This is a genomic window from Nereida sp. NH-UV-3 (assembly GCF_042939535.1).
Lineage (GTDB): Bacteria > Pseudomonadota > Alphaproteobacteria > Rhodobacterales > Rhodobacteraceae > Nereida > Nereida ignava.
Genome location: NZ_CP132157.1, coordinates 17,843 through 40,054, shown reverse-complemented (window position 1 = coordinate 40,054; position 22,212 = coordinate 17,843). Strand labels below are relative to the sequence as shown.

Annotated in this window: 30 protein-coding genes; 18 read left to right on the top strand and 12 right to left on the bottom strand. The window is 50.2% G+C overall.

The features are described from left to right. Positions 1–3 precede the first annotated feature (3 nt). From NeNHUV3_RS00205 to NeNHUV3_RS00175, 7 genes are all read left to right on the top strand, one after another. Positions 4–777, top strand: coding sequence for a thiazole synthase (locus NeNHUV3_RS00205; protein ID WP_391481720.1), 774 nt, complete (start codon positions 4–6; stop codon positions 775–777). Beyond that, positions 774–1,403 (top strand): thiamine phosphate synthase, encoded by a 630-nt coding sequence (locus NeNHUV3_RS00200; protein ID WP_391481718.1) that lies wholly within the window; start codon positions 774–776, stop codon positions 1,401–1,403. The genes NeNHUV3_RS00205 and NeNHUV3_RS00200 overlap by 4 nt, the downstream gene beginning before the upstream one ends. Further along, positions 1,400–2,395, top strand: coding sequence for a ThiF family adenylyltransferase (locus tag NeNHUV3_RS00195; RefSeq protein ID WP_391481716.1), 996 nt, complete (start codon positions 1,400–1,402; stop codon positions 2,393–2,395). Before NeNHUV3_RS00200 ends, NeNHUV3_RS00195 begins: the two co-directional genes overlap by 4 nt. Before the next feature lie 64 nt (positions 2,396–2,459). Then, a complete protein-coding gene (locus NeNHUV3_RS00190) occupies positions 2,460–3,398 on the top strand; it encodes an ABC transporter substrate-binding protein (protein WP_391481714.1) in 939 nt (312 codons plus the stop codon). Beyond that, entirely contained in the window at positions 3,395–4,087 is a 693-nt protein-coding gene (gene tenA, locus NeNHUV3_RS00185) for a thiaminase II (RefSeq protein ID WP_391481712.1), read from the top strand. The genes NeNHUV3_RS00190 and tenA overlap by 4 nt, the downstream gene beginning before the upstream one ends. Then, positions 4,084–4,878, top strand: a complete 795-nt coding sequence (locus NeNHUV3_RS00180) for an ABC transporter ATP-binding protein (RefSeq protein ID WP_391481710.1) — start codon at positions 4,084–4,086, stop codon at positions 4,876–4,878. Before tenA ends, NeNHUV3_RS00180 begins: the two co-directional genes overlap by 4 nt. Then, positions 4,875–5,612, top strand: a complete 738-nt coding sequence (locus NeNHUV3_RS00175; RefSeq protein ID WP_391481708.1) for an ABC transporter permease — start codon at positions 4,875–4,877, stop codon at positions 5,610–5,612. The genes NeNHUV3_RS00180 and NeNHUV3_RS00175 overlap by 4 nt, the downstream gene beginning before the upstream one ends. A 78-nt stretch (positions 5,613–5,690) precedes the next feature. Here NeNHUV3_RS00175 and NeNHUV3_RS00170 read toward each other — a convergent pair whose 3' ends face one another. From NeNHUV3_RS00170 to NeNHUV3_RS00160, 3 genes are read right to left on the bottom strand one after another with little or no spacing between them, the layout of a single operon-like run. Beyond that, the gene (locus NeNHUV3_RS00170; protein WP_391481707.1) at positions 5,691–5,882 is read right to left on the bottom strand and encodes a hypothetical protein; all 192 of its coding nucleotides are present in this window, start codon (positions 5,880–5,882) and stop codon (positions 5,691–5,693) included. A gap of 21 nt (positions 5,883–5,903) precedes the next feature. Then, a complete protein-coding gene (locus tag NeNHUV3_RS00165) occupies positions 5,904–6,122 on the bottom strand; it encodes a hypothetical protein (RefSeq protein ID WP_391481705.1) in 219 nt (72 codons plus the stop codon). Between the two features lie 8 nt (positions 6,123–6,130). Beyond that, complete coding sequence (locus NeNHUV3_RS00160) at positions 6,131–6,346, bottom strand: DUF6447 family protein (protein ID WP_391481704.1); 216 nt, start codon at positions 6,344–6,346, stop codon at positions 6,131–6,133. 659 nt (positions 6,347–7,005) lie between these two features. On the opposite strand from NeNHUV3_RS00160, the gene NeNHUV3_RS00155 reads away from it, so the two are divergent. Further along, positions 7,006–8,793 carry a M10 family metallopeptidase C-terminal domain-containing protein gene (locus NeNHUV3_RS00155; RefSeq protein ID WP_391481702.1) on the top strand — a complete coding sequence of 596 codons (1,788 nt, stop codon included), beginning with the start codon at positions 7,006–7,008 and terminating at the stop codon, positions 8,791–8,793. A gap of 533 nt (positions 8,794–9,326) precedes the next feature. Here the strand turns inward: NeNHUV3_RS00155 and NeNHUV3_RS00150 are convergent. Together NeNHUV3_RS00150 and NeNHUV3_RS00145 are read right to left on the bottom strand one after the other, a co-directional pair. Further along, entirely contained in the window at positions 9,327–9,818 is a 492-nt protein-coding gene (locus NeNHUV3_RS00150) for a hypothetical protein (protein ID WP_391481701.1), read from the bottom strand. Continuing rightward, the gene (locus NeNHUV3_RS00145; RefSeq protein ID WP_391481699.1) at positions 9,784–11,562 is read right to left on the bottom strand and encodes a hypothetical protein; all 1,779 of its coding nucleotides are present in this window, start codon (positions 11,560–11,562) and stop codon (positions 9,784–9,786) included. The genes NeNHUV3_RS00150 and NeNHUV3_RS00145 overlap by 35 nt, the downstream gene beginning before the upstream one ends. Before the next feature lie 265 nt (positions 11,563–11,827). Here NeNHUV3_RS00145 and NeNHUV3_RS00140 point away from each other — a divergent pair, with 265 nt between their 5' ends. The 6 genes from NeNHUV3_RS00140 to NeNHUV3_RS00115 all read left to right on the top strand — a co-directional run bounded on the left by NeNHUV3_RS00140 (position 11,828) and on the right by NeNHUV3_RS00115 (position 14,877). Continuing rightward, positions 11,828–12,982, top strand: a complete 1,155-nt coding sequence (locus NeNHUV3_RS00140) for a tyrosine-type recombinase/integrase (RefSeq protein ID WP_391481697.1) — start codon at positions 11,828–11,830, stop codon at positions 12,980–12,982. A gap of 88 nt (positions 12,983–13,070) precedes the next feature. After that, positions 13,071–13,322 carry a type II toxin-antitoxin system RelE/ParE family toxin gene (locus tag NeNHUV3_RS00135; RefSeq protein ID WP_391481696.1) on the top strand — a complete coding sequence of 84 codons (252 nt, stop codon included), beginning with the start codon at positions 13,071–13,073 and terminating at the stop codon, positions 13,320–13,322. Between the two features lie 11 nt (positions 13,323–13,333). Beyond that, complete coding sequence (locus NeNHUV3_RS00130) at positions 13,334–13,675, top strand: helix-turn-helix transcriptional regulator (RefSeq protein ID WP_391481694.1); 342 nt, start codon at positions 13,334–13,336, stop codon at positions 13,673–13,675. A gap of 163 nt (positions 13,676–13,838) precedes the next feature. Next, positions 13,839–14,063 (top strand): toxin-antitoxin system HicB family antitoxin, encoded by a 225-nt coding sequence (locus tag NeNHUV3_RS00125; protein WP_391481693.1) that lies wholly within the window; start codon positions 13,839–13,841, stop codon positions 14,061–14,063. 272 nt (positions 14,064–14,335) lie between these two features. Next, positions 14,336–14,575 (top strand): type II toxin-antitoxin system ParD family antitoxin, encoded by a 240-nt coding sequence (locus NeNHUV3_RS00120; protein ID WP_391481691.1) that lies wholly within the window; start codon positions 14,336–14,338, stop codon positions 14,573–14,575. Next, entirely contained in the window at positions 14,575–14,877 is a 303-nt protein-coding gene (locus tag NeNHUV3_RS00115) for a type II toxin-antitoxin system RelE/ParE family toxin (protein WP_391481690.1), read from the top strand. The genes NeNHUV3_RS00120 and NeNHUV3_RS00115 overlap by 1 nt, the downstream gene beginning before the upstream one ends. A gap of 75 nt (positions 14,878–14,952) precedes the next feature. Here the strand turns inward: NeNHUV3_RS00115 and NeNHUV3_RS00110 are convergent, their stop codons facing one another. The 3 genes from NeNHUV3_RS00110 to NeNHUV3_RS00100 form a co-directional block, all read right to left on the bottom strand. Beyond that, positions 14,953–15,219 carry a Txe/YoeB family addiction module toxin gene (locus tag NeNHUV3_RS00110; RefSeq protein WP_391481688.1) on the bottom strand — a complete coding sequence of 89 codons (267 nt, stop codon included), beginning with the start codon at positions 15,217–15,219 and terminating at the stop codon, positions 14,953–14,955. After that, positions 15,216–15,458, bottom strand: a complete 243-nt coding sequence (locus NeNHUV3_RS00105) for a type II toxin-antitoxin system Phd/YefM family antitoxin (RefSeq protein WP_391483261.1) — start codon at positions 15,456–15,458, stop codon at positions 15,216–15,218. Before NeNHUV3_RS00105 ends, NeNHUV3_RS00110 begins: the two co-directional genes overlap by 4 nt. A gap of 73 nt (positions 15,459–15,531) precedes the next feature. Continuing rightward, on the bottom strand, positions 15,532–16,098 hold the full coding sequence (locus NeNHUV3_RS00100; protein ID WP_391481686.1) for a tyrosine-type recombinase/integrase: 567 nt from the start codon (positions 16,096–16,098) through the stop codon (positions 15,532–15,534). 214 nt (positions 16,099–16,312) lie between these two features. On the opposite strand from NeNHUV3_RS00100, the gene NeNHUV3_RS00095 reads away from it, so the two are divergent. Beyond that, complete coding sequence (locus NeNHUV3_RS00095) at positions 16,313–17,032, top strand: hypothetical protein (RefSeq protein WP_391481685.1); 720 nt, start codon at positions 16,313–16,315, stop codon at positions 17,030–17,032. Positions 17,033–17,790: 758 nt separating this feature from the next. Next, positions 17,791–18,105, top strand: coding sequence for a DUF6626 family protein (locus NeNHUV3_RS00090; RefSeq protein WP_391481683.1), 315 nt, complete (start codon positions 17,791–17,793; stop codon positions 18,103–18,105). A gap of 610 nt (positions 18,106–18,715) precedes the next feature. On the opposite strand, the gene NeNHUV3_RS00085 is transcribed toward NeNHUV3_RS00090, so the two are convergent. The 3 genes from NeNHUV3_RS00085 to NeNHUV3_RS00075 form a co-directional block, all read right to left on the bottom strand. Next, entirely contained in the window at positions 18,716–19,018 is a 303-nt protein-coding gene (locus NeNHUV3_RS00085) for a type II toxin-antitoxin system RelE/ParE family toxin (RefSeq protein WP_391481681.1), read from the bottom strand. Then, positions 19,015–19,254 carry a type II toxin-antitoxin system ParD family antitoxin gene (locus NeNHUV3_RS00080; RefSeq protein WP_391481680.1) on the bottom strand — a complete coding sequence of 80 codons (240 nt, stop codon included), beginning with the start codon at positions 19,252–19,254 and terminating at the stop codon, positions 19,015–19,017. The genes NeNHUV3_RS00085 and NeNHUV3_RS00080 overlap by 4 nt, the downstream gene beginning before the upstream one ends. A gap of 66 nt (positions 19,255–19,320) precedes the next feature. Further along, the gene (locus NeNHUV3_RS00075) at positions 19,321–20,151 is read right to left on the bottom strand and encodes a hypothetical protein (RefSeq protein WP_391481678.1); all 831 of its coding nucleotides are present in this window, start codon (positions 20,149–20,151) and stop codon (positions 19,321–19,323) included. Positions 20,152–20,274: 123 nt separating this feature from the next. Between NeNHUV3_RS00075 and NeNHUV3_RS00070 the strand changes: the two genes are divergently transcribed. Then, complete coding sequence (locus NeNHUV3_RS00070; RefSeq protein WP_391481677.1) at positions 20,275–21,006, top strand: hypothetical protein; 732 nt, start codon at positions 20,275–20,277, stop codon at positions 21,004–21,006. Then, a complete protein-coding gene (locus NeNHUV3_RS00065; protein ID WP_391481676.1) occupies positions 21,006–21,677 on the top strand; it encodes an ATP-binding protein in 672 nt (223 codons plus the stop codon). Before NeNHUV3_RS00070 ends, NeNHUV3_RS00065 begins: the two co-directional genes overlap by 1 nt. A gap of 213 nt (positions 21,678–21,890) precedes the next feature. Here the strand turns inward: NeNHUV3_RS00065 and NeNHUV3_RS00060 are convergent, their stop codons facing one another. Continuing rightward, positions 21,891–22,157, bottom strand: a complete 267-nt coding sequence (locus NeNHUV3_RS00060) for a hypothetical protein (RefSeq protein WP_391481674.1) — start codon at positions 22,155–22,157, stop codon at positions 21,891–21,893. Positions 22,158–22,212 lie beyond the last annotated feature (55 nt).

Genomic DNA, 22,212 nt, shown 5'->3' with positions numbered 1-22,212 from the left:
CCGATGCGGCAGTTTTACGGAACAGAGCTGGCTAACGGGTTTATGCTTGGGACGGCACTTTACCCGTCCCCCGCCATTCTTGAGCAAGCCTTTCGCCAAAGTGGAGCATCTGTTGCGACCGTCTCACTGCGCCGCGAAAGCGGGCAAGCGCGCGAGGGACAGGATTTTTGGGGCATCATCCGCGAGCTTGGTGTGCACGTGCTACCCAACACCGCCGGATGCCACACAGTCAAAGAAGCCGTGACCACCGCCCACATGGCGCGTGAAGTCTTTGACACCAAGTGGATCAAGCTTGAGGTCATCGGAGATCAAGACACCCTACAGCCGGACGTGTTTGCATTGGTCGAGGCTGCTCGCATCTTGGCGGAAGACGGGTTTGAGGTGTTCCCTTATACTACGGACGATTTGGTGGTGGCGGATAAGCTGTTGCACGCGGGCTGCGAAGTTTTGATGCCTTGGGGCGCGCCAATCGGTTCGGGACTTGGCCTCAACAACATCTACGCACTGCGTTCAATGCGGGCTCATTTTCCCGATGTGCCTTTGGTGGTCGACGCAGGCCTTGGCCTTCCGTCCCAAGCCGCAGCCGCCATGGAGTTGGGCTATGATGCAGTGTTGCTCAACACCGCTGTGGCCAAAGCCGGTGATCCCGTTGGCATGGCCTGCGCATTCGCCAAAGCCGTGGAGGCCGGAACATTGGCCGCCACCGCAGACCCGATGGAGCCACGGGACATGGCCGCCCCCTCAACACCGCTAATTGGAAAGGCGTTTTTGTCATGAGCCTTGATCGCTTCTACCCTATTTTTGACAGTGCGGCCTGGATCGAGCGGCTTGTTCCGCTTGGGATCAAATTGGTGCAGCTGCGCATCAAAGATGCCGATGATCAAACAATCCGCAACGAGATTTTTGCCGCCAAAGAAGTTTGCGCCCGCACAGGGACCACACTTGTGATCAACGACTACTGGCAGGCGGCAATTGATCTGGGATGCGACTGGATCCACCTTGGGCAGGAGGATCTGGATGATGCTGACACGGATGCTATCCGCGCTGCGGGCATAAAGCTGGGCATCAGCACCCACGACCGCGCTGAGCTGGCCCGCGCCATGGCTTTGAAACCGGATTATGTAGCCCTGGGGCCTATTTACCCGACGATCCTCAAGCAAATGAAATGGCACGAGCAAGGCGTTGAGAAACTTAGCAAATGGCGGGCAGAAATCGGTGACACCCCTCTGATTGCCATCGGCGGAATGACAATTCAGCGCGCGGCAGGTGCTTATGACGCGGGCGCAGACGTTGTGTCTGCCGTCACAGATATCACCCTTAATGCGGACCCTGAAGCGCAGGTCAAAGCGTGGCTGCACGCAACGCGCACGCCACATTCCGCCTCACCGCGCGGTGACGCATGAGCCGCTACGCGCGTCAGATGATCCTGCCCCAAATCGGCGAGGCAGGACAGCGCGCCCTTGAGGCCGCGCATGTGCTTGTGATCGGTGCGGGCGGGCTTGGCTGTCCTGTTTTGCAATATCTTGTGGGAGCTGGCGTTGGGCGGATCACCTTGGTGGACGGCGACGTGGTCAGCGAAAGCAACTTGCACCGTCAAATTCTCTACCGGATGGATGACATCGGCGCGCCGAAGGCAAAAGCGGCAGCCACAGCAATGGCCGCGCTAAACCCTGTCTGTCAGATCACCACCGTTACAGAGCCACTCACCCCCGCTAACGTGGATAATCTATTGCAAAGCGTCACAATCGCCCTTGATTGCGCTGACAGCTTTGCGGCCAGTTACATCTTGTCAGATGCCTGCCTGGCCGCACAAACCCCACTGATCAGCGCGTCAGCATTGGAGACCACAGGTTATGTCGGCGGGTTTTGCGCGGCTGCCCCTTCTTTGCGTGCCGTCTTTCCCGAACTACCCCAAACGGCCGCAAATTGTGCCACCGCTGGCGTCATGGGACCTGTCGTGGGCACCATAGGCGCGCTACAGGCCCAGATGGCGCTGTGCGTTTTGCTAGGCACCCAGCCAAGCCCGCTTGGTCAATTGATGACCCTGAACTTGAGTGATTTCAGCACAGGCGGGTTTCGCTTTGATGGCGCCCCCGAGCCTGACGCCGCCGATGCGCTTCGCTTTATTGCCCCGCATCAGATCACAGCCGCAGACCGCGTGATTGAACTGCGCCCTGAGGCAGAGGCTCAAAACCCCGTCATCCCGCGCGCAGAGCGCCATTTGGTGCCGGATATGAGCCACATTACACTGACGTCCCCGACGGCACGCACGGTCCTGACCTGTCGATCTGGTCTGCGTGCCTGGCAAGCTGCACGCGCACTACAAGCGCGCGGACAGGCGGATTTTGCCCTTATTGCCATGGGCGATGCCCCATCACTGCTGACCGATCCATGACACAACGCCAACAGTCATAAACGCAATTACAAACACCTCTTCCCCCTAAAAAAGGACACACCTGATGAAACTTCTCTCTACCACCGCGGCACTGATCCTCGCCGCTGCGCCCGCATTTTCGCAAGACAAAATGACTTTGCTTCTCGACTGGTTCGTTAATCCCGATCATGGGCCCATTATTGTGGCGCAGGAAAAAGGCTACTTTGCTGAGCAAGACCTTGAAGTTGAAGTCATCGCACCCGCTGATCCGTCTGACCCACCCAAGCTGGTGGCGGCAGGGCGTGCCGAATTGGCCATCTCGTATCAGCCGCAGTTGCACCTTCAAGTACACGAAGGCCTGCCGCTTAAGCGTGTGGGCACATTGGTCGCGACACCGCTCAATTGTCTGTTGGTTCTTGAGGACGGACCAATTGAGACCCCTGCTGATCTGAAAGGTAAAAAGATCGGCTTTTCCGTGGGCGGCGTTGAAGAAGCCGTGCTGCAAAGCGTGTTGGGCACCCACGGGGTTGGCTTGGACGACGTAGAGTTGGTGAACGTCAATTTCTCGCTCTCGCCCTCGCTTATGTCCGGCCAAGTGGACGCGGTTATCGGCGCGTTCCGTAACTTTGAGTTGAACCAAATGGATATCGAAGGCGTGGCGGGCAAGTGCTTCTTCGTCGAAGAAGAAGGTCTGCCCCCCTATGACGAGCTGATCTATGTGGCAAATCCAGACAAAATGGACGCAGACATGATCGCCCGCTTCTTAGCCGCCACAGAAAAAGCGACCCAATACATCGTGAACCACCCCGAAGACAGCTGGGAGATCTTCTCAGCCACCTCAACAGAGTTGCAAGACGAGCTGAATGACCGCGCGTGGGACGACACAATTCCACGATTTGCCCTGCGCCCTGCGGCATTCGATGCGGGCCGCTACGCAGCCTATGAGCAGTTCTTGTTTGAGGCCGGTCTGATCCCATCTGTGAACCCGGTTGAGAAACTGGCCATCGACGTGACGGCCCGATGAACAGCCAATTGCCAAGCTACGGCGCCACGTTTGATGCGTGGCGCCTTGGCGCACCGGATGAATGGGCCGCCTATACCCGCCACGCCTTTGTCAAAGGGCTTGGGGATGGCAGCCTGCCACGCGCGGCATTTGTGCATTATCTGGTGCAAGATTATGTGTTCTTAGTCCATTTCTCACGGGCTTGGTCCCTTGGCGTGGTCAAATCGGAAACACTTGCGGAAATGAAGACCTGCGCCAGCACAGTGGACGCGTTGGTTAATCATGAAATGGCGCTGCACGTAAAAACCTGTGCCGCAGAAGGCATCAGTGAGACAGAGCTTTTTGCCGCCACGGAGGCCACAGAAAACATCGCCTACACCCGCTATGTAATGGATGCTGGTCTGCAAGGCGACTTTCTTGACTTGATGGCGGCCCTGATGCCCTGCGTTATGGGGTATGGCGAGATTGGCTTGTCTTTGGCCGCACAAGCAGAAACCTCGCCATATCGCGACTGGATCAACACCTACGCCGACCCCGAATATCAGGCTGTGTGTACGAATGCGGGCGCAATGCTTGACGGTGCTGTGGCCCATAGATTGGGAACAAACCTGCAAAATAGCCCCCGATGGGCACAGCTACAAGCGCGGTTCACCAAGGCCACTGCACTTGAGATCGGGTTCTGGCAAATGGGGCTAGACGGCGCATCATGACCCGTCCCGCCGCTACATCCTCCGCGACTTCGTCCACCGGTCCAAGCATCCACTTTGAAGGTAGCTTTACCTTTTCCACCGGCCCTCTTTTTGAGGATGTCTCACTGCGTCTTGGCGGCGGTGAATGGAATTGCCTTTTGGGGCCATCAGGCGTTGGGAAGTCGACAATTCTGCGGCTTATCTTGGGTCTGCAAACAGATGGGCATTTTGACGGAGAAATCACAGCAGATGACGGCGCAGCGCTAACCAACCGCGTCAGCTATATGGCGCAGTCAGACCTGCTGCTTCCATGGCTCAACGTGCTTGAAAATACCTGCCTTGGGGCGCGTCTTCGCGGTCAAACACCTGATACAGAACGCGCGCACAGCCTTTTGCACCGCGTGGGTCTTGGGGCGCATCTCGATAAACGACCCGCCTCCTTGTCCGGGGGGATGCGCCAACGGGCTGCTCTTGCGCGGACCTTGATGGAGGACCGCGACATTGTGTTGCTTGATGAGCCGTTCTCGGCCCTTGATGCGGGCACACGCGCCGATATGCAGGAGCTGGCCGCCAAAGCGCTGTGGGGCAAAACGGTCTTACTTGTCACCCACGACCCTGCCGAGGCTGCGCGCCTTGCCCATCAGATCATTCTTTTGTCCGCAGGCGGTGCCACCACATGGCCCTCACCAGCCAGCCCCCCTATTCGCGACATACACGCCCCCGATACCATCAGCTGTCAGGCAGCGTTGCTGGATCATTTGCGCGCCGGTACCGCCATAACCAATCAGAGACCACAGGAGGGCGCGCGATGAAGCGACTTGATGCACTGTGGGCCCTGCTGGCTGGAATTGCCGCGTGGCAAGCGCTTGTGATGATTACAGGTGCGCCACATTTTATCCTGCCCTCGCCCCTGCGCGTGGCGAGCACGGCGATCAAAAGCTATGAGATTATCCTAAGCAACGCATGGGTCACCGCCCTTGAAGTGGGGCTTGGCCTAGTGTTGGGAACTGCCCTTGGGGTGGCGACTGCGATCCACTTGACCACTTCGGCACTGGCCCGCCGCATCATGTTGCCCATGTTGGTTTTCACCCAAGCAGTGCCTGTCTTTGCGCTGGCCCCCATCCTGACGCTATGGTTCGGCTATGGGATCGGCTCAAAAGTTATCATGGCAGTGTTGATCATCTACTTTCCCGTCACATCCGCGTTTCATGACGGGCTGTCGCACACGCCCCCCGCTTTGCTTGATCTGGCCAAAACCATGGGGGCTACACCACGCCAATCACTGTGGCGGCTACGCATCCCACACGCCCTGCCCAGCCTTGGAACAGGTCTAAGGCTGGCCGCTGTTTACGCGCCCATCGGTGCCGTCATCGGAGAATGGGTTGGCGCATCAAAGGGGCTTGGATACCTGATGCTTTTGGCAAACGGACGGGCCAAGATTGACTTGATGTTTGCAGCACTCATTACGCTGGCAATCATGACTGTGGCGCTGCATTGGGCAATCGGAAAACTGGCCGCGCGGCTGGACGCCTATGCCCAAGGCTGAGGTGAAAGCAGCGGCGCCTCAAACAAAAAGGCCCCACCAAACCGGTGGGGCCTTTTGAGCTTACCAGTCTACGAAGACTTAGCCTTCTTTTGAAAGCTCAGCTTTCAACGCAGCAATGTAACCGTTCTTTGCTGTGTTATACACGGCAATTTCGTTCTTCAGTTTTGTCATCTGCACTTCCAAAAACTGCAATGAGGCAAGCTGTGCTTTGCCGTTATCGCTGAGGTCTTCAGTGTTGTATTCGATGCCATCTACGGTGATTTTGGGCATGTGTTTCGTCCTTTGGTGTGATTAATCGTCGTCGAAGAGAAAGCCGGCGCGGCTTTGGACCATCTCGGCTTTAAGCTCTGCGACATATGCGTTTTTGGCCTTGGTCAAGAGCGCCTGCATGTTGATCGCCTCCTGCATCTGCTCGGTCACATATTGCAAGCTGGCCAACTGGCTGCGCGCGGCGTCCGACATGGCATCGAGGTCATATTCGACACCATCAAGAGTGACCTTTTGCGACATTGCCTGCCCTACTCTGCCATCTCGCGCTTTAACGCGCCAAGATATGCCATGCGAGCCGTGTCAGCGATGGCCCACTCGTTGTTCAGCTGCTGAACCTGAGCCTCTACAAATTGAATGCTGGCCAGTGTCTCTTTGGCAGCATCGCTCATGTTAGACACATCATATTCAGTACCATCGATGGTGATAGTAGGTGCTTTTTCTTTTGTTTTAGCCTGCTTAGCCATGACTCGCCTCTTATCTAATTTCGCGGTCACAGTACTATTTTGAAACTAATGTTCAATGGTGAATTCTTAGGCACTACTACCGACAACGAAAAACCATAGCCCTGTGCAATCGATCTGGGGTCGGAAACCCTTAATCGCAATTACATCCAACCCTTTCATTCTCAGTGGAAACGGCCCTAATTTCAAGCACTCCAAACACACCACATAAGTATCATTATGACTCTTTTTAAGCTCTAGGACTTCCGAGACGTCAAATCGTCTATTGGTACAGTACGCCTCATGACGACCATTGAAATCGATACATTTGGGGGCGCGACCTGGAAACTAAAAGTTCACCCTACGCCCCCCTCCGAAACACTCAACTTCGGGCACCTAAGTTTTACACGCATCGCAAAATCAGAAAAAATATGATATATTACATACACCTTAAACAAATCTGCGGAGCTGAAGCTTAATATTAAAAAAACAAAAAAAGAAACTTAGTCCTGGACCACTCATCGCCGCCATCATCGCCGCAAACACAATTAACAAAATACTAAAATTAACTAATTTCAGTAGACAGCTAGTATCACTTTGGCACATTATATCGCAAGAGATTGAGCACCACCAAATAAAAGACCGTGGCTCACGACACTGATAAACACAAAACTTGCGGAGATATGACCGTGTCAACAGGCCTCAAACGAAATGCTGCTAAACCAAAACTTAATAGCGGCATCAAGCCGGTCACTTCGACACTTCCCATGGGGCTACTTCTCGCAGGGTGCGGTGGCGGTTCAGACGGAGCAAGCACCAACCCGTCACAAAATCAGTCGTTTGGTTCCAACTCACAAAGCCTGACTTCTTTCACGACGCCAGTATCGACGGTATTTAGCCAAACATATGCAAACCCCGTCTCATTATCTGCGCCGTCAACCGATCAGTCCCGAGCAGAAAGCTATTTGACCGCATTTAAGGGAAAAACGGCACTCACTGATCTGGCAAACAAAAATTCCATCGATGGCCTTTTGATTGCAAACGACACCACTCCGACAAAGACTGAGTATTGGAAAAACCAGAGCGCCCAAGACACGATATCATTTAGTTTCTTCGATACCGATCTGAAACTCCTCGATCAAACCGCATATGAGGCGGACCCCCTGACCCGTGAAGTCTATGAAAACGGATTTCACACATTCAGCGACACGCAGAAAGAAGCCGTCCGTAGCGCGCTCAATGAATTTGAAAAAGTGCTCGATGTTCAATTCGTTGAAGTGACGGAGCAAAACAACGAAGTCGGGACGATCCGCTTTGGCATGTCACAGAGCGCATTAGCTGGCGATACAGTAGCCTTCGCTCAAACACCTGGCGACTACTGGGCATCAAACGGAGATGTTTGGTTTAACTCGAGCTTCAAAGACGAAGATATTTCCAGTGGAACCTGGTTCTATCATGTCGTCCTCCACGAAATAGGGCACTCAATGGGGCTGTCACACCCGCATGAAGGCGGAGCGGTGACATTGGATAGCACGCTTGATCGAACCAACTACACTTTGATGAGTTACGAACAACCTACTTGGGCGTACTTTGGCTCTGGTGCAGATCGCTATTTCACCATTTCAGAAAGCCTCATGGTATATGATATTCAGGCGCTTCAACATTTGTATGGCGCAAACAGCACACACAATGCGGGTAACACAAAATATCAGTTTGATCCCGCCACGCCAACTTCGCTGACAATTTGGGATGCAGGTGGAGAAGACCTTTTGGATTTCTCCAATTTTTCGCAGGCGTGCATCATTGACCTAAACGACGGAAGCTATTCGACGATCAGGTACGCGTCTTGGAACCCAAGTGAAAACTTCGGAATTGCTTTTAACACATACATCGAAAATGTTTCAGGTTCACAGGCGAATGACACCATTACGGGCAATGAGCTGAACAATGAAATTTTCGGCAATAACGGCAATGACACACTGTATGGCCGAGCAGGAAATGACGTATTCAATTCATCCGCAACCAGTCGTGGCGGTGTCGACACCATGTACGGCGGTACGGGCGACGATACTTACTACCTTCTGAACGCAAGCGACGTTGTCATTGAGCTGGTGAGCGAGGGCACAGACACGGTCTATACCCAAACGAGTTACACCCTGCCCTCCAATGTTGAAAATGTGATTGGATACGGCACACAAGGTGGGCTTTCGGTTACAGGAAACGGACTTGATAACGTGATCTCCGGATCATCTGGTAATGATACCTTGGTGGGCGGGGACGGCGCCGACGACTTTCTACTTTATCTCGGCATGGGCGACGACCGGGTCACGGACTTTAACGAAACCGAAGGCGACGAAGTCGTCTTGGCCTACGGCTTGCTTGGGTACAGCTACGAAGAAACATCGACCGGCGCGACGTATAGCCTGTCCGATGGCTCGTCTCTTGAACTGGTCTACGAACTTGTTGCTTAAGAGTGCATTAGACACGCCTTAGTTGCTATCAGGTTTTCATTAAACCATGTAAATATTCTGTTTAAGGGCGTCATTTTGGCGCCCTTACCTGTTTTGGTGCCGCACGGTCTTAATATCGCCGCACTGTTTTCAGCTTAGCCGCCCTACTCCGCAGCCCACAAACTACAACGTGGCGCTGTTCACTCGCCCACCACACTCACTTTGTCCATGTTGCAAGCACGTACCCGTCCGTTGTTGGCGTGCAGAAACCATCCACTTTCACCGAACTTAGGCAGGTGCCATAGCGCATCACCACTCGGACTACTGGGCGGAGCAAACTAAGCGTTGGCTGTGCTGGTATTGTCAGTCAGCAGCGTACCGATTGTGATGCCAAGTCCGAGCAGTACTGCGGCTGAGAGTGCGTGTTTCATTGAAGTTGCCCTGTTGTTGATGGCTGTGCGTTGAACGTGAAAAGCCCCCCAAGTTTCCAAGGGGGGCTCAGTCTTAGCTAACGTCCCTCAAGAAATGAGCGGCTCTTGAGAGCGTCAGTTGTATCAAACGATATCGATGTTGGCCAACACCAAGGATGAGAGGTCTGTGACCCCATCCAATCCAGCCAGATCTATACCTTCAAGCAAGCCTGCAGAGAACGTAGCGGTACCGCTGGCATGGTTGTCAGCAGATGATACGTTTGCCGCAGCTAGCGTCACATCACCAGTAGTGGAGTTGCTGTATACGAAGAAGAAAGAGTCATCTGCAGAGAAGTTATTTGTGTGCGTAATTGTACGATCACCATTCGCCTCCATAGCATCAAGTGCCGCTGCATTGTTGGCATAAGTATTACCGCCAAGCACGATAATGTCGGCTCCTTCAATATCTGACGCAGTTGTCGAGTCGGTTGAAATAGTCACAATTTTATTTGTGCTAGTTGTTGTAACATCATCACCGGCAGCACCAGCTTTAAATGTTACGAAGTTCATTGTCGTAGCTGCAATGTTAGCAGCTGCACCCTCAAGGGCACTGATATCGAGATCGAGCTCGATCACCACCTGTACCAACTGTAAAGTCTTTCACGGTATCCATTGTCAGACCGCTAGAGATGACTACGTTATCTGCGCCTGCACCAGTAGTGATTGTGTCAGCGCCAACTCCGCCGGTAATGGTATCAACGCCAGCACCACCATCAATGATGTCAGCTCCAGCTGCACCAACGATAACGTCGTCACCGGCACCTGCGGTGATAGCATCAGCACCTGCACCACCTGTAAGAGTATCAGCTTTTGCTGTACCAGTGATTGCAACGGCTGTGTTAGAGTCAATTGCAATATCTACGCCGGCTGTGTTAGCGGAAGCGTCTACCACCTGCACACCACCGTCGAGCGCATCGTTGCCCAAATCAAGATACACGTTACCGGTGATGTTTACGGTAGTAGCATCTGCAACGATCAAATTTAGGTCGTTTTTGTCGGCTGCTACCAAGTCTGTGGCTTTGGTAGATGTTGAGTTGATATTGACGGTCTCAACAGCTGCAGCTTGCAAAATTCCAAGGACTTTTGTCCCACCAGCATGAACTGAATCTAGTGTCACATTCAAGACGTCAGAAATCGCCCCAGCCGCATCGGCATCAAGAACTGTTACTGCTAGTTTGTTTGACCCGCCAGCAGCAGCTGCACCCAATACAACCGTTCCACCAGACGCAAGACCCGTAAGTGTCTGACCAGCATTACCCAGACCAGCGGCATAGTCCACAGTTGTGATGTTGTTACCGATACGTGCAATGCCAACAGGATCAGCCGCACCAGCCTGGTCAGTGATTTCCAGAACTTCGAAGTCGTTAGCGATACCTTTTTTGGCGAAAGCTGCAGCACTCAGGTCTGAGAATACGTGACCCATAGCTGATTTCATTGCGAGAGTATCTGTACCCTCACCACCAGAAATAGTGATCTTGTCGTCTGTCAGATCTGCAGCAGCAACCATTGCGCCCAAGTCGATCTTATCGTCGCCAGCGCCTGTAGACACTGAGAACTCACGAGCAGTACCCGTAGCGTGATCCAATGTTACTGTCTTTTCACCAGCACCACCAGTTACAACCACTTTAGCAACAGCTGTATCAACAACAGTCTTACCAGTAGGTGTGATGTTGATAGCTGTCGCTACTTCAACATCCTCGATTGTGAGGTCACCAGCACCTGAAACGTTAACAGTTGCAAGTGAAGCACCTGTGTTATCAACGTCTACAAATGACGCTTTAGCGCCTGACACCAAGTTCAATGTGGCAACCGCATCGCCATCTAGGTCAAAATCAATAGCGTTTGTTGCGTCGCCTGAACCAGATACATTAATCGTCTGAGCTGTCGCTGTGTTATTAGACAACGTGATTGTGTTTGCAGTACCTGTTGTATCAGTCAACGTCAGGCTTGCACCTGTGGTAAGGTTAACGTCACGTGCAGCAGCCAAGCTAAATTCATCTAACTCAACTGAAGTCAAACCAGTTACTTCAGACACATCAAGATCGCCAGCTTGATCTTTAATGTATAGGCTTTCGACACCTGAGATAGTCGGTAGCGCAGCGCCGCCGTATAGCTTCAAAGTATCCGCACCGTCACCACCAGCGACTTGGTCAGCTTCAGATGTAGTGTTTGCATCACCGATAAAAGTGTCTGCACCAGCGCCGCCGACTAGATTGTCGATGTCGGAAGTGAAGTTCGAGCTGACTGGTGTTGTATCAGCTGCTTCAGTTGTAGTTGCCGTATCGCTTGATCCACCACAAGCTGACAGCGACAGTGCCATCAATGTGAAACCAGACGCTTTGGCAGCGTTCTTGGCGTTTTTGGATTCCCAAGCCTTCGCCAGCTTGCTGGTTGCACTAGCTGCCTACATCGGCAAAAAATTATCTTTTACTCACAAATACTTAAAGGGAAAATTTACACCCAGACTACATCATGACAACAACTTCAAATACCGACTCAGCCGAATAAACTGTTTATTTTCATCAACTTAACTAGATAGACGACAACTGTTGTCAGACTGTATTTTGAGTAAAAGGAACCTCAAAGTGCAGATCAACCTCACTGACAACATCATACGCAATTATATCAAAAAATGCAACGATAGCCGAATAAGCCTCACCGACAAAAAGGTACAGGGTTTGAGCGTGGAGGTGCGCCGAAGCAGCGCAACCTTCTATCTACGCACAGCGTATCAGAAGCGTTCTAAACGTATCACATTAGGCAAGTTTCCTGTATTGAGCGTAGCAGATGCTCGGAAACTATGCGCCGAGCACAAGCGTCAATTTATTATCCAAGTCCACGAAGGTGTGCTCAATACAAACGTGGATATGCGGTTTGACATTTACTACGAGCAGCACTTCTTGCCTTGGTGTAAAGTCTACAAACGCACTTATTCATCGCATCAGAGTATGTACAAGAACCACTTAAAGAAGCGGTTCGGTAAAATTATACTCAGCGATTTATCCACTCCATACATATTTGCCTTCGTTAACGATCTTTCAGCACGTGGCTACAATAACGGCTTCATCAATAAGTGCGTTCAACATCTGCGCAGCGCCCTCAATAGAGCAGAAGAGCTATGCGGTGCCGATACACATGCTAGCATTCGCAAATCATTCACGCAGCTGAGAACTGTAAACCGTAAAGAACGCTATTTGGATGCAGCTGAATCAACGCGGCTACGGGACTATATAGACGCACATCGCAGAGATGCAGTGTGTCTATTACTAGGGCTACTGATGTACACAGGCGCACGCAGGCATGAAGTGTTTGCAGCTGAGTGGCAGCACATCAATTTGGCGAATGGCAGCTGGTATGTGCCTGTCACAAAGAACGGTAAACCACGCTACGTGATGTTGAACCGCAGCGCCCAACAAATCATCGAGTATGCACGTGAACTACAAGCACAGCGGTACAGCCACAAACCTCAATGGGTGTTCATCAACCCACGAACGCATAAACCCTATCGCTGTGTGTTCAGCAAATGGAGCCGCATCCGCACAGAACTTGGATTAGATGATGTGCGCATACACGACTTGCGCCACAGCTTTGCCAGCACATTGGTGAACAATGGCGCTACACTCTACGAAGTGCAGAAGCTGCTGGGACACTCACGTTCCGCAACCACTGAGCGTTATGCACATCTTGCTAATCATCGCCTGCAACAGGCAGCTGGGCTGATAGACAAAGCGTTTGAGTGAAAGTGGCCTGTTCATTGATGAACATATTATCGTAGCTTTCAGCTACCAACAGCTTGACTGAACCTCAAAAGTAGCTAAAAGCTACTGAATGAGAGAGCTGAAGTATACAAAATCCGCTATCCGCTCGTTGCGAAAGATGCCGGCTAACACCGCGAATTTGATTATTTCAAAGATAGAAGCTTATGCGAATGAGCCAGAAGCACAGAATAACAACGTCAAGGCATTGAAAGGGCGGCAAGGGTTCAGGCTGAGAGTTGGAAGCTGGCGAGTGATTATGGATGATGACGGTAATGTTTTAGCGGTTTTAGACATTGGCCATCGCAGCAGCATATATGAATGAAGGAGAGAGTTATGAATGACATGGTTACAATCTCAAAAGCCGAATATGAAGCTCTGTGCACTGCAGCAGAGGACTTAGAGGATCTCAAAGCATATGATACGGTAAACTCAATGCTGGCTAACGGGGACGAGGAACTTATCCCTGCCGAATTTGTGAACCGGCTTCTCAATGGCGATAACCCGCTCAAAGTGTACCGCGAAATACAAGGACACACCCAAGCTCAGTTAGCAGAACTGGCTGATGTGAACCGAACTACCATTGGTGAAATTGAAATTGGCAGAAAACAGGGTTCTGTTGCTACGTTGGGACGTTTGGCTACTGCGCTAAATATAACGATCGATGACTTGGTTTAACGCGATTAAAGCAACTCCACAGCAGCACTCATCTGCCGTGGATAGCAGGAAACGCTAGCTATATAATCACGCAGAATGAGCGGGACTTTCAGAAAATGAGCCTTCTCTTCCCTAACTTGGAAATCGTCAACGCAGCTGAGTTTTTAAAAATGTGGAGGACACTATGAGTGTTGTAACACTTCGTTTACCAGACGATCAGCATAAAAGGCTGAAAGCAATGGCACAAGCACGTGGCGTGAGCCTTAACAAATTGTTTGAGACACTTACGGCGCAGGCGCTAACAGAAAACGATATTGAATTACGTTACAGACGACTGGCAGCAAGTGGCTCAGCAAAACGAGGGATCGAGCTCTTGGACAAATTACAGGGGCTGGACGCTAAACACTAGGACTGCATTAAAGCAACTCCACAGCGGCGCTCATCTGCTGCGGATTAACATCAATATAGCGTTGTGTAGTTTGAATGCTGCTGTGCCCTGCCAGTTCCGCCAACACACTCACACTCACGTTCCGCAACCACTGAGCATTATGCACATCTTGCCGATCATCGCCTGCAACAGCTTATAGACAAACCGTTTGAGTGAAAGTGGCGTGTTCATTGATGAAAACTTGATAAACAACAACACTAGAACTACTATTAAATAGCAAATAGGAGTTTATCATGGGAAAAACTACGTCTTTTGTGCTTGGCGAACATTTTGAACGGCTTATCAATCAACAGGTAGGTAGCGGACGGTATGCGTCTGCTAGCGAAGTGGTAAGGGATGCATTGCGCATCTTCGAAGAGCAACAAACCGCTATGAAACGTCTGAACGATGCTATCGAAGAGGGCTATGCCAGCGGCATAAGCGATGCTTTTGATTGGGACGAACTTTTTGAGAAAACGGCTGCAGAAGCTTAATGTCCGCTGTTCAGTTTACAAATGCAGCTCGCAAAGACTTGCGTGAAATCTTTACTTATACAACGAGAACCTGGGGCATAGCTCAAGCAAGGCAGTACTCTGAACAGCTAAAGCAACACACAATCGCAATTGGAGAGTTTAGAGCACACAGCAAAACAGTACTCGGCTCCTCCTCTGACGTTCATCAATCGCATTGCCGAAAACACATCTTTGTATTTGAACGCAGGGGCGACAAGGTTCTAATCGTTCGCATATTGCACGAAGCTATGGATATTCCTCATCACCTTAAGTTGGACAATTAAAGCAACTCTACAGCTGGCAGCCAGCTTAATAGACAAGGCTTATGAATGAGTGTTCGCATGTTCATCGATGAACATTCAGTAATGAAAACGCAGCTGTGCTATTTCCAGAGACTGTGCTTCATCGCTACCAACAACCCGGTAAACCATTCTGTCCTCACGCGAAATACGCCGGGACCACCACCCACTCAAGTCGCCTCGCAAAGGTTCTGGTTTTCCAACACCGGTAAATGGTGTGCGTGTGCATTGCTTGATTAATTCGTTTATTCGAGTATGGATTTTTGGGTTATTGTTTGACCAAAACTGATAATCTTCCCATGCCGTTGAAGAGAATACCAGCTTCACTCTGTCAGCTCACGCTCTTGCCCACCATTAGCATCAAGTTCCGCAATAGAACTACGCAACCGAGCCGCATTGAGTGGAGTAGACAAAAGATGGAGCGTTTCATTAATCTCGTTCCACGCATCCAACGACACGACAACAACTGCCTCGCCCTTCTTCCGCGTCACCACGACTTCTTGTCCGTCCACTATTGCTCGATCCATAACGCCTTTTAACTGCGCTCTTGCATCTGTGTACGTCATGACATCCATAACAATCTCCTTACTCCAGGCGGCATTAATTGTACAATAAACCGTACAAGTCAAGGCTGAAGGTTTACAATAATTCCACTGCGGCACTCATCTGCTGTGGGTTTACATCTATGTAACGTTGCGTGGTTTGAATGCTGCTGTGCCCTGCCAGTTCTGCCAACACACGCACACTTACACCCTTGCTTGCCAGTTCTGTAATGAAGGTGCGTCTGCCGCTGTGTGAGCTGGCGTTCTCAAATCCTGCAGCACGATAGATGTTGAGGAACAGCTGCGTCATTGTATTTGCGCTGAACGCCCCACCCTTTTGACTGGCGAACAGTGCTCTGCTTGGATCTTTGAACAACAGGCTGCTGCGATACTGCTCCAGTTGACGACGCAGTTTAGCGTTTATCCATACAGTGCGTGTCTTTGCACCTTTGGTTTGAACAGCGTCTAGTACAAACTGTTCACGCACAGCACCCCCTTCATCATACACATCGCCAACAATGAGTGCTGCAATTTCTTTGGCACGGAGTCCTGCGTAGTAGCTGACATAGAAGATAGTTGTGTCACGTGTGCTGTGTCTGCGTGTTTGACACCACTTCAAGCAGCGTCGCAGTTGAGCGTCATTCAGTGTTTGCGCTTGTGCCATTCATCACCTCAAATCTAATAGTTTCATACGCACACACTAAAGTCTGATATTTTAGGTGGACAACCGATTTAGGTGGTGGATGATTATTCAATAAAAGCAGTTGGTTACGCTATAATATAAGAGTTTGTATATTCTCTGAGATTATTGATGGCAGAAGTTTTCACATAATCTACATATCACAAATGCCGTCGACAATTTGCTCAGGAGCGCTCAAATGAAAAATGTTCAAATCAACATCACTGGTAATTCGCTATTAGCATACGTCACATTTTATAACGACGATATCCTCACGAAGCTCAATGAAATGGACGAGGGCGAATATGATTTCATTGATTTTAGCGGTTCGCATGAAAAGAAAAGTGTCTTTCTAGGCAGAGGCTTTTGTGAAGATGGAAGCCTTTGGCTCGAGGTGAGCGTTGATGACGAAGAGTTATTTCACGGCGGCGTATACCTAATTGATTATGAAAATGCTCCTATTGAACAAATCAAAGAACAATTCCAAGCAGATTATGGTGACGATGAAAAATATGAGGAATGTTTAGTTGCAAGGCAGAGCGACTGCTTGGATGCCGACAACCATTTTTTTGCCGATGCGAGCGAGTACAAGTATTGTTCTCTTGAAACAGTAGAATGTTATAAATCGCCTAACAACATTAGCATTGAAGTTGATGACAATTTCAAACTATCGGACTTGAGGTTGGTTCTACTTGATGTTGACTCAGGCGACACTGGCTCAATTACACAAAAGCTTTATGCCTATACGAGGCTTGAAAAGCAGGCATTCGGAATAAAATACAAGGGTAAATTTTTCGAATTCTTCGGTGGCGAAGATGAAGGCGGTTCAAACGAAATCTGTTGGTTTGAGCGCAACGGCGAAACGTGGACTGACTCCGAAGCCATCCAGGAACGTATTGACGAAATAGACACGTGGTAAGCTACGAGCCATTTCTGCAGTGAAGTTTTATCAAAGTGATAAATAAACTAGTAAGGCAAAACAGTACAGGCGAGCACAGGCAAACCAAACGAGATCAAGGCTGGCACGCCGATTGTTATAGTGCTGCAAACCCGTTCTGATGTGAGACGGTGAGCAAACAGAGTGCTCGTAATCTGCTTCTTCGCACTACCCCATCCTCGTCGGTGGGATGCCTAAAACGAAGTCCCACTGGAGAGACATCCTTTTATCCTGAAAAATCGGAAGTGACGTTAACGTTTGCGCAAGTCGTAATGGTTGAGAAGGAACGCCTTCTAAAAGTGAAACGGATGACAACCTCGGAAACGAGAACCGTTAGCACACGGGAAAAGCTCGCTGTATGGCTCCTGTGTGTGCGTGATGCGCCAGTAATAGAGATGATAGCAAAACCTGCTCTTCCAAATATGGTTTGGTGATACAGCCTGCAAACGATGTGCAATGCACTTGGTTCGGATTGACGCCTTACTAGGCGTTGATCTGACTACTCCTTGCAATGCCTCATAATACTTAATCATTCATCATATATATTCATTCGATGTGTTTGAGCTGAAGTGATTATTCGAACGAAAAGATACGCAGTGCAGAGCTGTGATGCGAAGCTGAGCGAGCGTGAACAGCTCAAACAGCACATAGATGCGCAAGCAGATATGTTGATGCATCCAAACACAATCCAAGCTGTTCCACTTCGAGTTGATAAATACTTACATCAACAAGGAGTAACTATGAGCAGACAACTATTGCACGAAGTGCGTGATGTATTGAGAGCAGCAGATGCGATTGCGAGTGAACGCGAGTTTTGTGAACGTTGGTTGGGCAAAAGCGAATGTTATATGCGCACATTAAGGTTCAGCAAAATAGAGCCAAGTGCAGACGCACTGGCAACTGTGAGCAACAAACTCAAATACTATGCAGAGCAGATGCACAGTAAAGAAGCCCAACGCCTGAAGGATTTAGGTGTGGAATTTGAACGATTGGCTGAGGCGTGTTGGACAAGCATCCAAACCACAGCACGGCGCAAGTGGGCAGCTGTGGCGTGAAAGGGGTTCTGCACTCAAAATATCAAACTGCGCAGTTTCTTATGGTGGAGTACTTATCAAAGCGGGGTGGTGATTTTACACCCCCTACTCAGCAATGAGTGCTGTCCAAGACGTACAACATTCACTGAATACAATTCGTGCGCTGAGTGCAGATGAGGACGCACGGGTACAGCAGCGAATACTCGAGTTGATGTTGCAGGCGTCAATCTCACAGCTCAAGTCAATCAGTGCAGAGCCAGGCACCAACAACAGCGATACACAGCCACGCAAACCACCGCCCCTGCCAATACCCAAGCCTGCCAAATCCACAACAGCCAAACCCAAACCTAAACCCAAGCCGGAACCCAGCTTAAACACTCGGCTCAACCGCCTCCGAGCCGTAAAACCACAAGCGCCTAAGAGTTGATGCACACACAGTGTTGTTCAACACTGCCAAGTTCTTGGCTGTTTCTGTGAAGTTCGGTGCTGCTCTAGTGCTGCATAGAACAATTGACGCAACACGAGGCAGACATAGCGCAAATACTATTAAGTGGGTTCAGCATCGCAGTGTTGAGAGTGTAGGTTTCAAACCCACTGTTTTGAAACTGAAGTGCTGAACCTGCACTCGTTTTCAGCTGCTGGACAAGTGGCGGACGTAATCGCTGCTTTGATGAAGCACACGCACAACTAACAGCTGTTCCGCCTCTTGCAGCACAAACACCGTATGCTTTCCCACGAACATATAGCCAGAATTTTTCCGCCATTCCGCGAAAGGTAGGAGAACCTTCTCGCCCGCAGCTGCAGCTGTCAAACTGCGTTCAAGCTGCGTAACATAGTCATCCGCCTGCGAGCGTCCCCATGTCGCCAGGGTGTAATCGTAGATGTCTTCGATGTCTGATTGAGCGGCTCGACTAACAGAAAGGCGCTTGCTCACGTGTCAGCACTGCCTCTGCGTCGCACTGCATCCCAGCTAAAATCATCTGCAATGCCACTTTCAACACCAGCATCAAGTTGTGCTTTAAGTGCAGCGAGAGCTTCTGTGCGCTCTTCAACCAAACGCAATCCATCACGTATCACTTCACTTGCAGAGGCATAACGCCCACCCTGCACTTGGCTGGCAATGAACTCTTCAAAGTGATTACCAAGAATAAATGATGTTGTTTTGCTCATGTATATGCTCCCAATACTAGTTAATCGTATAAAGATATACGCTACAAAGCAACACGAGAAAAGGCATCACCTACGTGTCTTTTTGGGAAATTTACCCAGTGCTGCATTCTCAATATACTGCTCAGCAATAGTAATATGACGCTTGGCGGTGTTGGTTTTACGGCGTTTAATCACTCGTTCAACATCGGCATATGGCAAATCCAAACGCTTGAGTTCTGCAACAGTTTCTCCTTCAACCGTTTCATCTACCCATATGCCGTTACCAGCAGCTGCCAGTCTATCAGCACACACATCGAAAAGTTCGTGCAGCTTGAGTTTGGGTTGTTCTACATACGTGTCCCAAAACACCAGTGTTTGATACAAGCTGCCCAAATTGGGCTTTGCACACACTGGGTATGCCGCTCTGCTCACACTCTTTGCACGCCTTACTGCTTCGGAATTCGCCTGCAGCAGCTTGCGAAACGCATCCACTAAATAGGGCATACGCACTTCCAGCGGCACTTGGATGTGCAGAGTATCAGGTTGAGCAGTGCGAACATCAAGCTCATCAAGTTCACGCAACTGCCTCGCTGGTGGTTCCGCAAAAAGATGATTGTGCCCCCTCCACCATGCCCAAAAGTCATCCGTTGCGTGCACATTTCCAAAGTCCGCATACACGCTGCTGTATTTGCCTTTGCCCCTCTGCTCACAGCAGCGTTTGTACCCCATGTGTCTGCGTAAATATTCCCACCAGAAGTAATACACACTGCACTGCCAAGGCTCTGCCCCTCGAAACGGCGCATTTGGCTGAACACGTTTGCTGATTAGCTCGCCGTGCTTGTTGCGTCTTCCTTTGATGGGCGGCGCATACACATAAAAGAGTTTGCCAGAAAAATACCAATTGCTTCGTTCGTTCATATCAAAATCTATTTCTACGCCGCTATACTATCATCGTAACGCTCATCATTTGGCGTACAAATTATGTGGCATAGTGGAATAGTCAATGATGACAAACAAACTTTAATCCCGAGAGGACACACTATGACTACTGCAAACACACTTATGAAGAATATGGTTGCTACACAGAAGACTGCAAACAAGTGGACAAAAAACGCATATCGCACAGCAAGCACGGAACTGTATGAGCTGTTGGCTGAATGCTACGCACACACTCAGTTCTATCGTTCCGCAGACATCAGCTTCAAACTACAACTCAATCAACTGCTGCGCGACGCAAAGCACTCTTTCAATGAAGGCACACGCATCGAAACCAAAGTGGTGCGTGTGGTGTTTGGCGAAGTGTTCACAGGCGCAATCGGACGCAGTCGCGGTGCCATATACTCCAAAGTGCTCACAGCAGCACACGAGGAAAAAATCACCCGAGAAAACTTTGTCAAATGGCTCACAACACAAGGTGGTGTCGAAGCAGTACGCAAACAAAACAAAGGCAAAACTGCTGCTCAAATCAAAACAGAACGTGCACTAAGCGCACACGAACAGCTTGCTACACAAAGCGCACAAGACTTGCTGCTGAGCACACCTGCACAAAACTACGAGTACAGCTTGGCTGTTGTAGCACACACAGGCGGTGACAAGCGTATCGTCGCACTGCTCAACAACAACACATTGGTGAAAGAAGCACTGGCAAAAGCGTTTGCTGAACTGGAGGAGCAATCCAAGTCAAACAGCTCAGCTGAACCTGTGAGCAACGTCACAAAGATTGAAGCTCGCAAGCAAATCACTCAGCAAACCGCCACAGAGGAGGCAGCATAATGAGTGTGAACATTTTTTACGCGAACAAGCCCGTGCACTTCAACGACTGCTACTTTGCTGAACCTGCAATCAAACAAGAACTTTCAAGCTACGCAAATAATCCACTCAACGGCTGTGTGCTCCTCTATGGAGCATACGGTACGGGCAAAAGCACCGCAGTCGAGTTGATTGCACATGACAGAGGAGCTGCAAAGTCAGACATTCACTATGTACACGCTAATGGTAGTCAGTTCGGCGAACTTCGCAAAAGCAGCTTGCTGCTAAATGCAATGCAATGGGGCGTTATCAATCATCAAACACCCGTGTTGATAGTGGATGAAGTAGATGTGCTGTCCAAAGAAAATCAGCTGTGGTTGCGTTCATTCATCGACGACTGGCAGCATCGCGCACTGATACTGCTTACAACCAACTACATTGGCAACTTGGATGGCAGCATACGCGACAGATGTGATTGCTTGGAAGTGCGCGGTTTCACTGCACTACAAGCAGCACAACTCATTCATCAAGTTCTAGCACAGCACGATATAAAAATTGCTGTGTCACGCATCGAACAGCAGGCACAGCTGGAGCTGAGTTCAGAGGATGCTTTGCTGAGTTTGCGCACTGTTGGACGGCTGTGTGACAAGCTGGCGCTGCAGGTTAGTGCGACTAAACTGCGAGTTATCAAGTAGAGGTGCCAAAAGCGTAGGTTCGAAAATGTAGGTTTGAAACCCACTGTTTTGAAACTCTAGGTTCGACAACAACAAACGGGCAGCTACTCAGCTGCTCGTTTTTTTGTGCACACTGGCGTCAAACCACCCCTCAACGAGCTTCAACACGGCACCAACCATCCCCTGTGACTGGCACAGGGTGCGGTGTATGGGAGTTGAGGGCTGTGTGCCGAGTTATTCAACAGTCCACAAACTACAACGTGGCGCTGTTCGCTCGCCCACTACACTTACTTTATCCATGTTGCAGGCACGTACCCGTCCACGGTTGGCGTGTAAGAACCATCCACTTTCGCCAAACTTGGGCAAGTGCCAAAGCGCATCACCACTTTGTCCACTGGGTGGGGCGAACTGAGTGTTGGCTGTGCTGGTATTGTCCGTAAGCAGCGTACCGATTGTTATGCCAAGTGCGATGAATGCTGAGGCTGAGAGTGCATGTTGCATGATAGTTTTCCTGTTGTTAAAATCTGTGCGCAGCACGTGAAAAAGCCCCCCAAGT

Excerpts from the sequence above, each read along its gene's own strand:
- NeNHUV3_RS00130 (WP_391481694.1), top strand. The coding sequence starts at position 13,334 with ATGAATGACATGGTTACAATCTCAAAAGCCGAATATGAAGCTCTGTGC.
- tenA (WP_391481712.1), top strand. The coding sequence starts at position 3,395 with ATGAACAGCCAATTGCCAAGCTACGGCGCCACGTTTGATGCGTGGCGC.
- NeNHUV3_RS00165 (WP_391481705.1), bottom strand. The coding sequence starts at position 6,122 with ATGTCGCAAAAGGTCACTCTTGATGGTGTCGAATATGACCTCGATGCC.
- NeNHUV3_RS00090 (WP_391481683.1), top strand. The coding sequence starts at position 17,791 with ATGAGCAGACAACTATTGCACGAAGTGCGTGATGTATTGAGAGCAGCA.
- NeNHUV3_RS00065 (WP_391481676.1), top strand. The coding sequence starts at position 21,006 with ATGAGTGTGAACATTTTTTACGCGAACAAGCCCGTGCACTTCAACGAC.
- NeNHUV3_RS00095 (WP_391481685.1), top strand. The coding sequence starts at position 16,313 with ATGAAAAATGTTCAAATCAACATCACTGGTAATTCGCTATTAGCATAC.
- NeNHUV3_RS00195 (WP_391481716.1), top strand. The coding sequence starts at position 1,400 with ATGAGCCGCTACGCGCGTCAGATGATCCTGCCCCAAATCGGCGAGGCA.
- NeNHUV3_RS00175 (WP_391481708.1), top strand. The coding sequence starts at position 4,875 with ATGAAGCGACTTGATGCACTGTGGGCCCTGCTGGCTGGAATTGCCGCG.
- NeNHUV3_RS00205 (WP_391481720.1), top strand. The coding sequence starts at position 4 with ATGCGGCAGTTTTACGGAACAGAGCTGGCTAACGGGTTTATGCTTGGG.
- NeNHUV3_RS00160 (WP_391481704.1), bottom strand. The coding sequence starts at position 6,346 with ATGGCTAAGCAGGCTAAAACAAAAGAAAAAGCACCTACTATCACCATC.
- NeNHUV3_RS00190 (WP_391481714.1), top strand. The coding sequence starts at position 2,460 with ATGAAACTTCTCTCTACCACCGCGGCACTGATCCTCGCCGCTGCGCCC.
- NeNHUV3_RS00125 (WP_391481693.1), top strand. The coding sequence starts at position 13,839 with ATGAGTGTTGTAACACTTCGTTTACCAGACGATCAGCATAAAAGGCTG.
- NeNHUV3_RS00070 (WP_391481677.1), top strand. The coding sequence starts at position 20,275 with ATGACTACTGCAAACACACTTATGAAGAATATGGTTGCTACACAGAAG.
- NeNHUV3_RS00105 (WP_391483261.1), bottom strand. The coding sequence starts at position 15,458 with ATGACGTACACAGATGCAAGAGCGCAGTTAAAAGGCGTTATGGATCGA.
- NeNHUV3_RS00170 (WP_391481707.1), bottom strand. The coding sequence starts at position 5,882 with ATGCCCAAAATCACCGTAGATGGCATCGAATACAACACTGAAGACCTC.
- NeNHUV3_RS00120 (WP_391481691.1), top strand. The coding sequence starts at position 14,336 with ATGGGAAAAACTACGTCTTTTGTGCTTGGCGAACATTTTGAACGGCTT.
- NeNHUV3_RS00075 (WP_391481678.1), bottom strand. The coding sequence starts at position 20,151 with ATGAACGAACGAAGCAATTGGTATTTTTCTGGCAAACTCTTTTATGTG.
- NeNHUV3_RS00180 (WP_391481710.1), top strand. The coding sequence starts at position 4,084 with ATGACCCGTCCCGCCGCTACATCCTCCGCGACTTCGTCCACCGGTCCA.
- NeNHUV3_RS00145 (WP_391481699.1), bottom strand. The coding sequence starts at position 11,562 with ATGGCACTGTCGCTGTCAGCTTGTGGTGGATCAAGCGATACGGCAACT.
- NeNHUV3_RS00155 (WP_391481702.1), top strand. The coding sequence starts at position 7,006 with ATGACCGTGTCAACAGGCCTCAAACGAAATGCTGCTAAACCAAAACTT.
- NeNHUV3_RS00200 (WP_391481718.1), top strand. The coding sequence starts at position 774 with ATGAGCCTTGATCGCTTCTACCCTATTTTTGACAGTGCGGCCTGGATC.
- NeNHUV3_RS00135 (WP_391481696.1), top strand. The coding sequence starts at position 13,071 with ATGAGAGAGCTGAAGTATACAAAATCCGCTATCCGCTCGTTGCGAAAG.
- NeNHUV3_RS00100 (WP_391481686.1), bottom strand. The coding sequence starts at position 16,098 with ATGGCACAAGCGCAAACACTGAATGACGCTCAACTGCGACGCTGCTTG.
- NeNHUV3_RS00080 (WP_391481680.1), bottom strand. The coding sequence starts at position 19,254 with ATGAGCAAAACAACATCATTTATTCTTGGTAATCACTTTGAAGAGTTC.
- NeNHUV3_RS00115 (WP_391481690.1), top strand. The coding sequence starts at position 14,575 with ATGTCCGCTGTTCAGTTTACAAATGCAGCTCGCAAAGACTTGCGTGAA.
- NeNHUV3_RS00060 (WP_391481674.1), bottom strand. The coding sequence starts at position 22,157 with ATGCAACATGCACTCTCAGCCTCAGCATTCATCGCACTTGGCATAACA.